At 33.0% G+C, this 14,792-nt stretch carries 13 protein-coding genes; 2 read left to right on the top strand and 11 right to left on the bottom strand.

Annotated features, from left to right (window positions below; genetic code table 11):
• Positions 1-3 precede the first annotated feature (3 nt).
• The 8 genes from ACJ6WR_RS09890 to hutH form a co-directional block, all read right to left on the bottom strand.
• On the bottom strand, positions 4-906 hold the full coding sequence (locus ACJ6WR_RS09890) for a hypothetical protein (protein WP_035620065.1): 903 nt from the start codon (positions 904-906) through the stop codon (positions 4-6).
• 39 nt (positions 907-945) lie between these two features.
• The gene (locus ACJ6WR_RS09885) at positions 946-2,589 is read right to left on the bottom strand and encodes an NAD(P)/FAD-dependent oxidoreductase (RefSeq protein WP_039117451.1); all 1,644 of its coding nucleotides are present in this window, start codon (positions 2,587-2,589) and stop codon (positions 946-948) included.
• Between the two features lie 61 nt (positions 2,590-2,650).
• Positions 2,651-3,538 carry a lipid A biosynthesis acyltransferase gene (locus ACJ6WR_RS09880; protein ID WP_409417709.1) on the bottom strand — a complete coding sequence of 296 codons (888 nt, stop codon included), beginning with the start codon at positions 3,536-3,538 and terminating at the stop codon, positions 2,651-2,653.
• Positions 3,538-3,792: an acyl carrier protein gene (locus tag ACJ6WR_RS09875; RefSeq protein WP_035620058.1), complete on the bottom strand. Its 255-nt coding sequence runs from the start codon at positions 3,790-3,792 to the stop codon at positions 3,538-3,540. The genes ACJ6WR_RS09880 and ACJ6WR_RS09875 overlap by 1 nt, the downstream gene beginning before the upstream one ends.
• Positions 3,793-3,796: 4 nt before the next feature.
• Positions 3,797-5,020 (bottom strand): beta-ketoacyl synthase, encoded by a 1,224-nt coding sequence (locus ACJ6WR_RS09870; RefSeq protein WP_039117453.1) that lies wholly within the window; start codon positions 5,018-5,020, stop codon positions 3,797-3,799.
• Positions 5,021-5,041: 21 nt separating this feature from the next.
• Complete coding sequence (fabG, locus tag ACJ6WR_RS09865; RefSeq protein ID WP_409417708.1) at positions 5,042-5,773, bottom strand: 3-oxoacyl-ACP reductase FabG; 732 nt, start codon at positions 5,771-5,773, stop codon at positions 5,042-5,044.
• A 126-nt stretch (positions 5,774-5,899) separates the two neighbouring features.
• A complete protein-coding gene (locus ACJ6WR_RS09860; protein WP_039113392.1) occupies positions 5,900-7,129 on the bottom strand; it encodes a WG repeat-containing protein in 1,230 nt (409 codons plus the stop codon).
• Positions 7,130-7,167: 38 nt separating this feature from the next.
• The gene (gene hutH / locus ACJ6WR_RS09855) at positions 7,168-8,688 is read right to left on the bottom strand and encodes a histidine ammonia-lyase (RefSeq protein ID WP_409417707.1); all 1,521 of its coding nucleotides are present in this window, start codon (positions 8,686-8,688) and stop codon (positions 7,168-7,170) included.
• 101 nt (positions 8,689-8,789) lie between these two features.
• Between hutH and ACJ6WR_RS09850 the strand changes: the two genes are divergently transcribed.
• Complete coding sequence (locus ACJ6WR_RS09850; protein WP_409417706.1) at positions 8,790-10,052, top strand: NAD(P)/FAD-dependent oxidoreductase; 1,263 nt, start codon at positions 8,790-8,792, stop codon at positions 10,050-10,052.
• A 21-nt stretch (positions 10,053-10,073) separates the two neighbouring features.
• On the opposite strand, the gene ACJ6WR_RS09845 is transcribed toward ACJ6WR_RS09850, so the two are convergent.
• The 3 genes from ACJ6WR_RS09845 to ACJ6WR_RS09835 all read right to left on the bottom strand — a co-directional run bounded on the left by ACJ6WR_RS09845 (position 10,074) and on the right by ACJ6WR_RS09835 (position 13,668).
• The gene (locus ACJ6WR_RS09845) at positions 10,074-10,679 is read right to left on the bottom strand and encodes a hypothetical protein (RefSeq protein WP_039113397.1); all 606 of its coding nucleotides are present in this window, start codon (positions 10,677-10,679) and stop codon (positions 10,074-10,076) included.
• Between the two features lie 187 nt (positions 10,680-10,866).
• Entirely contained in the window at positions 10,867-12,552 is a 1,686-nt protein-coding gene (locus ACJ6WR_RS09840) for a sodium/sugar symporter (protein WP_039117457.1), read from the bottom strand.
• 63 nt (positions 12,553-12,615) lie between these two features.
• Positions 12,616-13,668, bottom strand: a complete 1,053-nt coding sequence (locus tag ACJ6WR_RS09835; RefSeq protein WP_409417705.1) for an aldose epimerase family protein — start codon at positions 13,666-13,668, stop codon at positions 12,616-12,618.
• Positions 13,669-13,771: 103 nt separating this feature from the next.
• Between ACJ6WR_RS09835 and ACJ6WR_RS09830 the strand changes: the two genes are divergently transcribed.
• Positions 13,772-14,770, top strand: a complete 999-nt coding sequence (locus ACJ6WR_RS09830) for a GntR family transcriptional regulator (protein ID WP_039113400.1) — start codon at positions 13,772-13,774, stop codon at positions 14,768-14,770.
• Positions 14,771-14,792 lie beyond the last annotated feature (22 nt).

Here is a 14,792-nt window from a genome sequence, read left to right as displayed (position 1 = left end):
GTGCTAAACTCCTTGGTAATATTGAGTTTCTTTTTTTATTTTGTTTATTTTAATAGGATATGTAATAACGTGCAATATATACACTATTGGGGATATTAACCAAATCGCGAGGAATAAATAAACATTAAATACCTTAAGGAGTACCTTTCTGTTTTTATCATTTCTGGAGATTAATCCTGACCATTTGGTAAAAATTTTATTAGCAGTTTTATCTACGGTTACCAAATAAGAACTAATACGAACGGCTGAATTTGCGATTAGTTTAGGTTGTAGGTCTTTTAAATTATTTTCTTTTAGATTTGAAGCAATAATATCTCCAAATTTTGAGGATTCCTGAATGTCTTTTTCAGATACTCCTGGTAAAGGGAAAATACCCAAATACTTTTTTTTAACTCCAGAAAACATCCATTCTACAATAGTAATCACACTTATTAAATTGCCAACGCGATCTACTAAAGCTACGTTTCCAACCAAATTTGCATTGGCTTCTTTTAGTAAAACTTTAATTTTTTCCTGCGCCATAATCCACATATTTCTTGAACCACTTATGGTTACAACAGGAGTATTATTTAAGATTTTATGTGCTTCGGGACTTTTTAAAAAGGAGTTAATAGGGATAGAAGGGGATAAATACCAAACTTGATAGTTTAATAAAACTAAGTCGAATTTTGTATTTAATATTTCTTCTGGAACTGGTTTTAACGCCGTTGGAATTTGCCTAAATGACTCAGGAAAAGCATCAAAAAAAGAATCTTTATCCCAAGGAAAAGGAAAAGGTTTTTCTAATTGTATCTCATGAAACGTTACTTTAAACTCGTCTGAATTCAAGAAAGGTTTCGCTATATTCCGAGCGATACTTTCGAGTTGTCCAGATTGAGAGTAATAAATAAAAAGAACATTTTTCATTTTGGTTGTGGCTTTTGGTTATGGCAAAAGTAATTAATTTTATGAAACGAATTTTCTGATTTTATCGGTTCGCTTTGTGTGAATCCAATCTGGCCAAGTCGATTCATCTTCGGCATCATAAATACGAATTTCTTGATTTTTATCTTCAATAAGTAATTCGTCGGATGTGCAATTAAGAATCAAAGCGGCGGCAGCAACTCCTGAATAGGTTGCCCCTGCAACACCATGTGATAGTGTACACGCTCCACATAAAAATAAATTTTCGATCTCGGTTTTGTTTTTATAGGAGAATGGACCAACTTGATTTAATGTTTTTTCGGTTCCATATACATTGCCTTTGGTCGAATTGATATAAAACTCATTTGTTTTTGGTGTTCCTAATTCGGCTTGAACAATATTTTGTTTTGCATTTGGAATGATTTTCTCGAGATTGTTCATCAGTTTATCAATCACTTTTTCTTTGAAAACTTTATATTTTTCATTGTGATAATCTTCTAATCCGTTAAAATCCTTTAAGTTGTCATAATTTACATAAGTAACGATTTCAAAATTGTGATATCTTCCGTTAAAACTTGCTGGATCTTTAAGAGTTGTGCAACTTATAAAAACGGCTGGAAATGAATCGCCAGAATCAATGTTGTTACTCATTAGGTTTTCAAAATTTTCATCGTCGTTTTCATCTTTCATCATCCATATATTTCCCGAATCAATATTAAATTGGGTAACATCCATATCTAATGTCAGGAATAAAATTAATGAGGTTACGGAGTATTTAGTTTTCTGTAGTTTCTTAATAAGTGATTTACTTAAATGTTCTTTACCTATTAAGTTTAAATAAGTAATAGATGGATCAGCATTAGAAATAATATTTTTAGCAAAAATGGTTTCTCCGTTTTCGAGTTCAACTCCTATTGCTTTTTTATTCTCAATAATTATTCTTTTGACATTTTGCTTTATGCGAACTTCTCCACCATGTTTTTTTACTCCATTTGTCATTGCTTTTACAATTCCTCCACCTCCGCCCATGGGATAAAAACCTCCATCAAAATAATGTCCCATCACGGAACAATGTACAGGGAAACAGGCTCTATTTGGCGAAAGCCCATGATCACCACATTGTATATTAAGGACAGCTTTGAGCATTGGGTCTTTTATATGCCAGCCAATTACTTTTTTTAAAGGGAATAAGGCAAACTTGCCAAAATGTTTGGTTCGGAAGGGAACTGTTATTTTCTGCCACAAACCTTTTAGTTTTGGCATTAGTTGCAATTCAAAATTTACTTTCTCGACTAAGGAAAGATATTCGGTTATGTTTTTTTCTTCTTTAGGAAAATGTGATGAAAGTGTTTTTTTGAGGTTGTCGATTCCTGCGGGTAAATCAAAAGTTTGGTTTCCGATCAGGCAATGTTCGTATGCTTTTTTATTCATTCGGAAAAACACCATATCATTGGCAATTCCTAAACCGCGGTAAAGTTCATTGGTAGATGCTCCTTTATCTATAAGACCTACATAATGTACGCCAGGACTAAAACGTTGTCCCTTTAATGTAAAGCTATGACTCCAGCCACCTGGAACATAATGTTGCTCAAGGATTAAGACTTTTTGCCCAGCTCTTGCTAAACAAATTCCTGTTGCTAAGCCGCCAACTCCTGAACCAATTATGATAGTATCAAGCTCTTTCATACTTTATTTTAAGATTTGCTAAAGTATAAAAGAATTCTTACTATATGTGCGGTGGCTTGTTTTATTTTGTGTTTTTTAATTGATTCCAAAAATCAAAATAATTGAACCATTGTAGGGGATACTTTTCAAGCATGGATTCAACGTTTTCTATGTAAGCACGTAATAACCCTTTTTCGTCACGATGTTTTACAGCAGCTTCACGAGCATATAAGTGATAATGCAAGTTTGGTTCTTTCATTACATACACAAAAACTACGGGAACTTTTAATCGGGAAGCAATTAAAAATGGTCCTGCCGGGAAATTAGCTTCTTGTCCTAATAGTTTGTCTGATAATGATTTTGTTCCTTCAAAATAACGATCTCCTGTAAAACAGATAAGTTCGTTTCTGCCCAGAGCAGCATTGATTTCGAAAATATGGGACAAATCGTCTTTTATGATAATAAACTTGACAGTTGGTTTTTGGGTAACACTTTCTAAATATTTTTTTATATCCGAATGTTCCAAGTCGGTAGTAACCAAATTGATTTGAAAATTGATATCGATTTCTCCGAAGAAATGTTCTGCAATTTCAAAATTTCCAATGTGAGCACTAATTAAAACACCACCTTTTTGTTCGGCAAGTAGTTTTTTTAGTGTTTCGATTCCATCAAATTCATAGGTAAACTGTTCTCTCATTCCAGCAGAAATGGAGACTTTATCTATTATGGTTTGTCCAAAAGTATAGTAACTTTTGAAAACCATTTTTTTGGATTTAAAATAGGAGTAGCCTAGTCTTTTATTAAAGTAATAAAAAATCGCACGATTGCTTTTTTTTAGAAAAAGGAAATAATAAGACGCAACAAAGTACAGGAGAAAGTAGGCAGATTTAACACCCGCTTTTTGTATTAAAAAAACGAATATTCTATATCCTAAAACAGTTCCTTTTGATTTGCCATCCCATTTGCTCATTAAGCAGTTTTGGCTTTTAGTTTGGTTTCGATAAGGTCATAAAAGTTTTGAAAAGTAGCAATGCCAACGAAATCAACTTCAACTAATTTTACGCCAAAATTTGATTCAATAGATACTACTAAGTCTACATAATCTAAACTATCTAGTCCTAAAGTATCTTTTAAATTAGCGTTCGGTTCAATGTCATCATTATCAACTTCAAATTCATCAACCAAAAAACCATTAATCTTTTCTATTATCTCTTGCTTATTCATTATTCTATTTAAACTTTTTAACTACGAGTGCAGAATTTGTTCCTCCAAATCCGAAGGAATTGGACAAAAATATATCAATTTTTCTATTTAACGTAGTTTTAACTAAATTTAATTTAGCTGCGGCTTCGTCTGGGTTTTCTAAATTGATGTTTGGAGCTATAAAATCATTTTGCATCATTAGTATAGAATAAATGACTTCGCTTGCACCTGCCATCCAGCATTCATGCCCTGTCATTGATTTTGTGGAACTTACATAAGGATTGCTTTTTCCAAAGATTTCAAAGATTGCTTTGGCCTCATTTTCATCTCCAACAGGAGTAGAAGTAGCATGTGCATTTATGTAGTCAATGTCCGACGCATTTAATTTTGCATCATCAAGTGCTCTTTGCATTGCTATGGCTGGACCTTCGACATTTGGAGTCGAAATATGTCCTCCATTTGATGAAAATCCGTAACCGCCAACTTCGGCAATTATAGTTGCACCACGTTTTATCGCAGATTCATAACTTTCTAAGATTAAAGTTGCTCCTCCGCCACTAGGCACTAAGCCATCACGACCAGAATCAAAAGGTCTTGATGCTTTGGTAGGATCATCATCTTCGGAAGCAAAAACACCTAAACCATCAAAACTGCTCATTGCATATTTGTTGATTTCTTGTGCTCCACCACAAATTACAATATCTTGAAATCCGCTTTTTATTAAAAAATAAGCCAAACCTATGGCGTGAGATCCACTTGCACAAGCGGCGCTTATGGTTAAATTAATACCTCTTAACTTAAAAATTGTCGAAAGGTTCATTGTAACAGTAGAGTTCATGGATTTAAAAATTGCTCCAGAACCAATTAAGGCTGTATCTTTTTTTTCTCGAACAATGTCGGTTGCATCTATAATAGCTTTAGATACGCTATCATTACCGTACATAATACCAACTTCGTTATTGTCGAAAAAAGAATCATCTATTCCAGCATTTTTCAATGCTTCGATGGTAGCCATATAAGCATATTCGGTTTCTTCACCAATGCTCATACGTTGTCTTCGGGTTAGTAGACTTTTTAAATCTGGTTTTGGAACCATACCAGTTAAGGCCGATTGAAAACCAAATTCTTTTCTCTCTGCATCAAATTGTATTCCTGATTTTCCATTGTACAAGGATTCTTTTACTTCGTTTAATGAAGTTCCGATACATGAGTAAATTCCCATTCCTGTAATTACAACTCTCCTATTCATCTTCTTTTTTATAGTAATTTTTTAAGAATATATTCCGCCGTTTATGTTTATAACTTCACCAGTTATATAACTTGATTTATTTGAAATCAAAAAGCTTACCAAATTTGCCACTTCTTCAGCTTCGCCAAAACGATTAATAGGAATTAATTTTAATAATTCTTTTTCGTCTAACTGGCTCGTCATATCAGTTTTTATAAATCCTGGTGCAACGGCATTTATGGTAATATTTCTTTTGGCTACTTCTTGAGCCAATGCTTTGGTAGCAGCTACAATTGCGCCTTTTGCAGCAGAATAATTGGTTTGACCAGGCGTACCTTTTACTCCCGAAACTGAAACCATATTTACAATGCGTCCGTATTTATTGCGGAGCATTTTTTGAATAAAAAATTGTGTGACATTAAAAAAACCACCTACACTTGTGTTCATAACTCCATTCCAGTCTTCTTGTGACATCCACATAAACAAACCATCTTTTGTAATTCCGGCGTTGTTTACAATTGCCTCAACGATGGCTTCAGGATTTGCATCCTGCCATTTGGTTAATACATTTTGAACTTCTTCAAAATTAGAAACATCAAATTGTATAATCTCAGCAGTTGCGCCTAATTTTTTTACTTCTTCAAGTGTTTGTTCGGCAGCAATTTTGTTTGAATGATAGTTAATCAGAATGTGGTACTCTGTATCTACAGCTAATTTTTTACAAATAGCACTCCCAATTCCTCGTGAACCACCAGTTACTAATGCACATTTCATATATGTAAATTTTGTTTTTTATAGGTCATATATGGTATCGCCTTTTTATTTATTGGTCTTGTTGACACAATTTTTATTAGTCGCAATTTCATATATGTAAATTTTGTTTTTTATAGTCGATTTATGTTATCGCTTTTTTTTACTTACTGGTTTTGTAACCGGTTTTGTTTTAGTTTCTGACTTTGTTTCCGTTTTTGGCTTATCAGAGGCGATTTCACTTATAGTATTTTTTTCTTTTGTTTGCGAAAATAGTTCAGCGTTTTCAAACCATTGGTTGCCTAATACAGTTCCGTCTGGTTTAAGAAATCCCCATTTTCCTTCATTTTTTACTCTTGCTAAGCCATCTATAAATCCTTTGTCTTGTTGTACAAATAGAGCAATGACAAATCCGTTTGCCGTTATGGTATATTGAGTTGGGATTACTAATTTTCCTGATTCATTAATAAATCCCCAGTTTTTTTCTTTTACAGGAGCTAATCCGTTTGTACTAAAAACTTCGGCATCACTATAAGTTGGCGGAATAACAAAATCTGCTTTAGGGTTAATATATCCCCATTTAGATCCAATACAAACCGGAGCTAGATTTTTAGAAAAGGCTTTTGCTTTATCATATATTGGCAGAATTGCCCAACTTCCTTTTAAGTCAATGAATCCGATTTTTCCATCTTTTCTGGCATAAGTCAAATCTTGAGATTCGAAATCCCAAATTTTATCAGCACCTTCTACCGGAATAAATTTCCCACCAGATACTAATCCAAAAATTTTGTCTTTTCTGGCCCAAGCCGTGTTTTTATTATAATTACCAATTTCGGCATAAGCAGGTTCTATAACCTCTTTTCCAGCAGTATTTATAATTCCCCAATTTTTATTGTTTTCTACTCTTGCAAAACCATTTTCAAAAGGTTTGATAACATCATATTTTGGTTCTAAAACAACTGCCATTTTTGAATTGATTAATCCAATTTTGTTTCCTTGTTTTATAAAAGCAACACCATCTCCAAAATCATATAATTTATCCGAAGGTGGTGCAATTTGTACCTCTCCTTTGGTATTGATGTAAACCCATTTTTTATCTTTAGATACGATACAAATACCACTATTAAAATCTTTGGCGTTATCAAAAGTAGCTGGAATTGCCCAAGCTCCTTTAGTATCGATAAACCCCCATTTTCCATTATCTTCTACAGCAGCTAAGCCTTCAGAAAAACTTCTTGCAGTTTTGTACTGAGGTTCAATACGAAATGTTCCATCTTTAGTAAGATATCCAATTTTTCCGTTTTTCTTAACTAATGCCAGTTCTTGACTATTAACAAATTGAATGCTGCACAGCAATAAAAAAATAAGTGTTTTTTTCATGATTTTAAGATTCAAGATTAATAATGTAAAATAAAATATTAATTATTTATCAGGTAGTCTTTTACTTTCTGAACAAAAGGATACATAACCTGATCTTCTTTAAATTTAGGTATAATTGTTCTAATATCGTCATATATTTTTTTGGTCACAGACGAGATTTGATCTTTTTGTTCTAAGTAATCAATTGCCTGAACAATAGTAATCAGTTCTATAGCCAAAACTTCAAATGAATTTTCTATCACTTTTGCAGTAATAACAGCAGCATTTGTTCCCATGCTTACAATGTCTTGATTGTCATTGTTGTTTGGTATACTGTGTACATACATTGGGTTAGACAACATTTGGTTTTCGGCAGTTGTTGAGGTTGCAGTAAACTGAACGCCTTGCATTCCGAAATTAAATCCTAATGTTCCAAGATTCACAAATGGAGGAAGGATTTCGTTTATTTTAGAATTTAATAAATAATTCAATTGACGTTCTGCAAGCATGGTAAGTTTGGTAATAACAATCTTTAACTTGTCCATTTCTAGTGAAATGTAATCGCCATGAAAATTACCTCCATGATATACATGTTTGTTTTTTACATCTATAATAGGATTATCATTTGCCGAGTTAAACTCATCTTCTAGAATAGAACCAACATTATTGATAGTTTCTAAGATTGGACCTAGAATTTGTGGTACACATCTTAAAGAATAATACTCCTGTACTTTCTCTTTAAAGATTTCTTCGGTATTTTCTCCAGTATATAAGTGATCTTCTCTTTTACGGATTAAGGTACTGTCCGAGAGATTTTCTCTCATTCTTGCAGCTACTTCTCGTTGTCCTTTATGACGTTTTGTTTGGTTTAATTCTTCCGAAAAATGGTCGTCATAAGCCTGTACAATTTCATTAATTGCGCATGAAAACTTTAATGACCAATCTAATAATTTATTGGCGTGATGTACATTTACTACACCTATTCCTGTCATTACAGAGGTTCCGTTTATAAGCGCAAGACCTTCTCTTATTTCTACCTGAATAGGAGTTAGGTTCTCAATTTCAAAAACCTCTTTTGTAGGTCTTCTTTCGCCTTTGTAAAAAACTTCGCCTTCACCTATTAATGTTAATGCCAAGTGAGATAACTGAACCAAATCTCCACTTGCTCCAACTCCTCCATGTTCAAAAATTAATGGAGTAATATCTTTATTTATAAATTCTTTCATTAAATGAATTACTGAAGGATGTACTCCGGAATTCCCTAAAGAAAGTGTGTTTAATCGAGCTAGAATTGCTGCTTTTACACAAGCTGCATTTAATGGTTTTCCTGTTCCTGAAGAATGGCTTCTTATTAAATTGTATTGTAATTGAATTCGGTCTTCGTCTTTGATACGGTATTGAGCCATTGGTCCAAAACCAGTATTTACACCATAGATGACCTTGTTGCCAGAGAATTTTTTTAAGAAATCAAAGCTTTCATTTACCCGGTCTAAGACAGTTTTACTAATGTCTATTTTACTATTTCCAAAGATTATGGATTCAAATTCTTTTAAACTTAAATATTCGCCAATTGTGTTCATTTAACCCTTTTTGATTATGCTAAATTAATTTTATTTATTAAAATAAATGTAGTTATTTTGATGATGGCAAATGTAAGGCAATAATTAATAACAATTCGTATATGTTAAAGGAGTTTGTAGATGTTTTAATAATAGGAGCGGGACCCTCTGGATGCGTATCAGCAGCTTATTTACGTAAGAATAATTGTAAGATAAAGGTTGTTGAGAAAACTAAATTTCCTAGAATTGTCGTTGGTGAGAGTTTAATACCACGTGTAATGGATCATTTTGCCGAAGCAGAATTATTTGATAGTCTCAATGCAATGAACTTTGAGAAAAAGTTAGGAGCGAGATTTATAAGAGGGAATGAAATTTGTGTTTTTGATTTTTCTAATAAATTTTCTGAAGGTTGGGATTGGACCTGGCAAGTTCCCAGAGCCGATTTTGACAATACGATGGCTCAGGAATTAATTCGAAAAGGAATTGATTTAGAATTTGAGTCGGAAGTTATAGAAGTTTCTTTTGAAGGAAGCAATTCAAAAACAATTGTGAAAGATGTAAATGGAAATTTAAAAGAGATTCACGCCAAATTTATTATTGATTCTAGTGGTTACGGTAGAGTTTTACCAAGACTTTTAGATTTGGACAAGCCATCGGCTTTAGATCCGCATTCTTCTATTTTTACGCATGTAAAAGATATTAACAGACCAGAAGGTGTAGAGGGAACAATGATTTCTTTTGATGTTCTTGAAACTGAAGTTTGGTTATGGGTAATTCCTTTCTCTAACGGAAATACAAGTTTAGGAGTGGTAGGCCCTACAGATTTTATTAATTCCCTTTCTGAGAATAAAGACAATGCCGAAGCATTAAAAAATGCTATTCAGCTTTCAGATTATTATATTAAAAGATTTCAGGGAACAGAGTTTTTATTTGAACCAATAAAGTTAGAAAACTATTCGCGTTCGGTAAAGAAAATGTATGGTGATGGATTTGCTTTGACAGGAAATAGTACTGAATTTTTAGATCCTGTATTTTCATCGGGAGTTGCTTTTGCTACCGAATCGGGTATGCTTGCTGCAAAACTTTATTTGAAACAATCTCAAGGTATCGCTGTAGATTGGGAAGTAGAATTTACCGAATATATGAAACGTGGAATTAATGTTTTTACCACTTACGTGAAAGAATGGTACACAGGAAATTTACAAACGTTATTCTTTCATCAGCCAGAGAACCCAGATGTAAAACGTAAAATCTGTGCTGTGCTTGCTGGATATGTTTGGGATGAAGAAAATCCATTTGTGAAGAAACACGATAATGTAATTAAAAATATGGCTTACCTCTTAAATATGGAAAGCAAGAAAAAACAAAACCCTAGTGAAAACTAGGGTTTTTGTTTTTTTTGAATCTTATTTGTATGCTTTTTTCAGAATCATTTTAGAAAGAGATTTTGCTGTTTTGGCATAACCTTCTCCAATTCTTGTTTCATTATTAAAATTATTTCCCCATTGATCTCCTGGGGCTTCTTCGCTTTTTATTTCTAACAATACATTTGATTTATTAGCTGTTTCTACAAATTTTAAATTAGTCGTAACTTTTGCAGGTTGTTTCATAATTCCTGCGTCCCAGCCCGGATAAATCCATACTGTTTGTACGATTAAAGTATATGGGGTATTTAAGCCTTCCTGAAAGTTTACGTCTTTACCAGCTTTAGATAATACAATGTTTCCTATTTCTAAAAATTTTGGAGTCCAGATTTGTTCTTTGGCAACGACCCATCTTTTGTACCAAAGATTTCCGTTCCCTTTTGCTTTTTTGTCTAAATCGACTTTGTGTTCTTCAACATATTGTGCTTCTGGTTTATTTTCTTTCATCATAGTAAAGTTGCTATAATCAAATTCGGTATTAATTTCTTTTTGGTCTTTCAAGAATTTAAAATCTCCAGATACAACTTTCATGTCTTGTGCAGACATTGCGAAAGAGAGAAATAAAAAGGCAACTATTAGTTTTTTCATTTTTTGTTTATGCTTAAACGGTTGGTTTATTAATTTTTTTAGTGCTCAAATGTAATTAAAGGTTATTTGTAAAGTGTTATTTGTCTTGTTAATTTTTAAAGTTCGCTTTTTAAAAGAACTTATTCTATTTAATAAAGAAAGGATACCATTTACAGTATCCTTTCTTTATTAATTAAGCTGTATCGTATTACCAGAACTTCACATATAGAGAGGCAATAATCAATAAAGTAATTACTATTAATACAGTTGTTTGTGGTTTTAATTTAAACATTGTAGTGTCTAGCTCAAATGCTTTCGGGTTTACTTTTGGACCTGCAAAACTTATAAGAATCATTGCAAGTGTAGTAAAGCAGAAAGATAATCCCATACAAATATGGAACGGAATCTCGTAAGCTCCTTTTCCGTTTGGATAAGCAGTATATAACAATGTATCGTTACCAAATAATATTGGAGCATATTCATTGAATAAAATAGATAATACAAATCCTAAAATCACACCTACAATAGCTGCAGCTCCAGTGGTTCTTTTCCAGAACATACCAAGAATAAACATGGCAAAAACTCCAGGGCTTATAAACCCAGTGTATTTTTGGATGTAGGTAAAACCTCCAACACCGCCAATTCCTAAAATATCATTCCAAGTAAATAAAACAGCCAAAAGCATTGCAGCAAAAACAGCAATTCGACCGATGTTTACTTGTTGTTTTTCACCAGCTTCTTTTTGGATATATTTTTTATGAATGTCTAGCGTATAAATAGTCGAAATACTATTTACCTTACCAGCCAATGAAGCTACAATTGCCGCGGTTAAAGCAGCTACCGAAAGTCCTTTTAATCCTGTTGGCAAGAAAGTTAATACCGCAGAGTACGCTCCATCTTTTCCGCCAACAAGTTGAGGTAAATGTCCGTTTTGATATAAAACATAAGCGGCGATACCAGGTAACATAACAATTAGAGGCATTAATAGTTTTAGGAAACCAGCAAATAATATACCCGTACGAGCAGTTTGCAAATCGGCACCCAAGGCTCTTTGAGTAATGTATTGGTTACAACCCCAATAGTTAAGGTTGATAATCCAGATACCAGCTACGTAAGACAATATACCAGGGAAAGTTAAGTACTTATCTATTTCTAGTTGAGAAGAAGTTGCAGTTGGTTTTGGGATAATCATTTTAAAATGTTCTGGAGCTTCTCGCATCAAAACTTTAAAACCGGCAATTGCATTTTGACCCACGCCAAAATATTGTCCCACAGTTGTTAAAGCAATATAAGAAGTTACTAATCCGCCTATGATTAATACGGCAACCTGAATAACATCTGTGTAAGCAACAACTTTCATCCCTCCTAATGAAATTATCAAAGCAAAAAGTGCCAATCCTATCATAATAACATGAAGGTATTCACCTCCAGCCAATCCGTTGATAGCTACAGCTCCTAAGTATAAAATAGAAGTAAGGTTTACAAAAACATACAGAAACAACCAAAAAACAGCCATAATCAAAGCTGTTGATTCATTATAACGTGTTTTTAAAAACTGAGGCATGGTATAAATCTTGTTTTTAAGATAAACAGGAATAAACCATACGGCCACAATTATTAAAGTAATAGCAGCAACCCATTCGTAAGCCGCAACTGCAATTCCTAAAAAGAAACCTTCGCCGCTCATTCCGATAAACTGTTCGGCCGAAATATTAGATGCGATTAACGAAGCCCCGATTGCCCACCAAGTCAGGTTTCCTTCGGCAAGGAAATAAGCTTTGGCGTCTTTTTCGTCTTTTTTACGTTTGCGATATATAGTATAACCGTAGGTAGATACTACAATAAAGTAGATTATAAAAACCGCATAATCTGCGATGGCAAGGTTTTGGTTCATGGTTAATTGTGTTTAAGGAGGTAATTAATATAAAGTATTTCGTGGTTATAGTTATTGGTTTTTTTAAATACACTGAAATTTATAGACAGTTTTATGATGGTATTTATCTTCTTTTCTTAGTATCGAATTAGGAAATCGGGATTGATTAGGCGCATCGGGATAGTTTTGAGTTTCAAAACAAATACCGCTTAAAGCATGATAAGTAACGTCTTCTTTTCCTTTTATTTCGGTGGAGCAATTACCACCTACAAAAACATGTACACTTGGTTGATCTGTATAAACCGTCATTCGCAATCTGCTTGTTGGGCTATAAAGTGCAGCGGCAATATCATTTTTAGTTTCTATTATAAATGAATCATCAATAATAGAAGGGCAGTTTGCAGGAGTTCTAAAATCGAAAGGATGGTTTAAAAGATTTAAGATATTTCCTGTTGGGATATTCTCAGAGGATGTTTCTAATATTTTATCCGAGTTTACAATCATTTCTTGGTCAGTAACGCTAGAACCATGTCCGTTAAGATTAAAATAACTGTGATTCGTTAAGTTTATAATGGTATCCTGTGTCGTAGTAGCATTATATTCTAATTGTAGCTCATTGTCATCAGTTAGCGTATAGGTTAGGCTTACAGACAAATCTCCGGGATAATTTTCTTCATTTGCAGAACTTAAAAGAGTCATTGTTATTGATGGGTTTTCCCCTTCGGTAATTGCTTCAACTTCCCACTTTTTTTGAGCAAAGCCTATATTTCCGCCATGTATAGCATGATTGTTATTGTTTTTGTTTAAAAGATAAGTCTTATCATTTAAGGTAAAAGTTCCGTTGTTTATTCTGCCGGCATAGCGTCCTATTGTAGCACCAAAATAGGGAGCGCCAGATAAAGAGTATGATTCTAAATATTTATCTAAGGTATCAAAGCCTAAAACCGCATCTATAAGTTCTCCATTTTCTAGCGGTACGATTAATGAAGTAATCGTTGCACCATAATCGATAATAGTGGCTTGCATGCCATTTTTATTGGTTAATTTATAGGAATGAATAGCTTCGTTGTCAGGTAATATACCAAAGAATTCTTTTGTGTTTATATCTGTAAAATGTGATTTGTGTTTTATTTTCATTATTTTTTTGTGAAAAATGAAATTCAAAAATATGTATATTATTAATGTAATCCATACCAGCACCTACCAGTTTTTTGTATATTGCATGAAAATATTATCTTTTATGAATATAATTTCTATCCAGAATAATCTAGGTATTCCTAAATACAAACAGATTATAGCTTCAATCGAGAGTAGTATTAATAAGAAAAACTTAAAGAAAGGCGATAGATTGCCATCAGTAAATAAAGTGTGTTTGGCTTTTTCTTTATCAAGAGATACTGTTTTGCAGGCTTATGATGAATTAAAAAAAAGAGGGATTATTTATGCCATACCAGGAAAGGGGTATTATATTAAAAGTGTCGAAATCACAATCAAAGAGCGCGTTTTTTTACTTTTTGATGAGCTTAATAATTTTAAAGAAGATATCTATATTTCCTTTTTAAGAAATATTGGAGAAGAAGTACAAGTTGATATCTTTTTTTATTATTTCAATACAAAGGTTTTTAAGAAACTAATAAATGATAATAACGGAGCATACACTAAATATATAATTATGCCAACCGATTTGGCAGATGCAGCTTCCTGTATAAATACCCTACCAGTAAATGAGGTTTATATTTTGGATCAGACGAGTGAAGCTTTAAAAGCATATCCTTCAGTTTGTCAGAATTTCCCAAAAGATATTTATGATGCATTAGTTAAGGGAAAACCTAAGCTGGATAAGTACAACAAATTAATTATGATTTTTCCAGGATTTAGAGAACCTTTAGGAATGAAAATTGGGTTTCTAAATTTTTGTAATGATTTTTTATTTGAGAATGAAGTGATTACTGAGTTTAGAGAAAGAGAAATTAAAGTAGGAGAAGTGTATATTATCCCTAATGACAGAGATTTGGTTCGGGTTATCGAAAAAGCAAAGCGTCAGGATCTAAAACTTGGTCACGATTTCGGAATTATCTCTTACAATGAAACACCATTAAAAAAAGTGGTAGAAAATGGGATAACAACTATTTCGACAAATTTTGAAGAAATGGGAAAAATTATGGCAAAGATGGTTTTGTCTGGAAAGAAGCAAAACATCGAAAATAAATCGTCACTTATAATGCGTAACTCATTATAATCGGAAACTCAGAAGTTGCATT

The sequence above is a fragment of the Flavobacterium sp. PS2 genome, from assembly GCF_046250155.1.
Lineage (GTDB): Bacteria > Bacteroidota > Bacteroidia > Flavobacteriales > Flavobacteriaceae > Flavobacterium.
The sequence above is the reverse complement of the archived record's forward strand: the minus strand, read 5'-3'. Positions and strand labels throughout refer to the sequence as shown.

Bases quoted from the DNA above. Each gene is read 5' to 3' on its own strand.
- ACJ6WR_RS09890 (WP_035620065.1), bottom strand. From the start codon at position 906: ATGAAAAATGTTCTTTTTATTTATTACTCTCAATCTGGACAACTCGAA.
- ACJ6WR_RS09885 (WP_039117451.1), bottom strand. From the start codon at position 2,589: ATGAAAGAGCTTGATACTATCATAATTGGTTCAGGAGTTGGCGGCTTA.
- ACJ6WR_RS09880 (WP_409417709.1), bottom strand. From the start codon at position 3,538: ATGAGCAAATGGGATGGCAAATCAAAAGGAACTGTTTTAGGATATAGA.
- ACJ6WR_RS09875 (WP_035620058.1), bottom strand. From the start codon at position 3,792: ATGAATAAGCAAGAGATAATAGAAAAGATTAATGGTTTTTTGGTTGAT.
- ACJ6WR_RS09870 (WP_039117453.1), bottom strand. From the start codon at position 5,020: ATGAATAGGAGAGTTGTAATTACAGGAATGGGAATTTACTCATGTATC.
- fabG (WP_409417708.1), bottom strand. From the start codon at position 5,773: ATGAAATGTGCATTAGTAACTGGTGGTTCACGAGGAATTGGGAGTGCT.
- ACJ6WR_RS09860 (WP_039113392.1), bottom strand. From the start codon at position 7,129: ATGAAAAAAACACTTATTTTTTTATTGCTGTGCAGCATTCAATTTGTT.
- hutH (WP_409417707.1), bottom strand. From the start codon at position 8,688: ATGAACACAATTGGCGAATATTTAAGTTTAAAAGAATTTGAATCCATA.
- ACJ6WR_RS09850 (WP_409417706.1), top strand. From the start codon at position 8,790: ATGTTAAAGGAGTTTGTAGATGTTTTAATAATAGGAGCGGGACCCTCT.
- ACJ6WR_RS09845 (WP_039113397.1), bottom strand. From the start codon at position 10,679: ATGAAAAAACTAATAGTTGCCTTTTTATTTCTCTCTTTCGCAATGTCT.
- ACJ6WR_RS09840 (WP_039117457.1), bottom strand. From the start codon at position 12,552: ATGAACCAAAACCTTGCCATCGCAGATTATGCGGTTTTTATAATCTAC.
- ACJ6WR_RS09835 (WP_409417705.1), bottom strand. From the start codon at position 13,668: ATGAAAATAAAACACAAATCACATTTTACAGATATAAACACAAAAGAA.
- ACJ6WR_RS09830 (WP_039113400.1), top strand. From the start codon at position 13,772: ATGAATATAATTTCTATCCAGAATAATCTAGGTATTCCTAAATACAAA.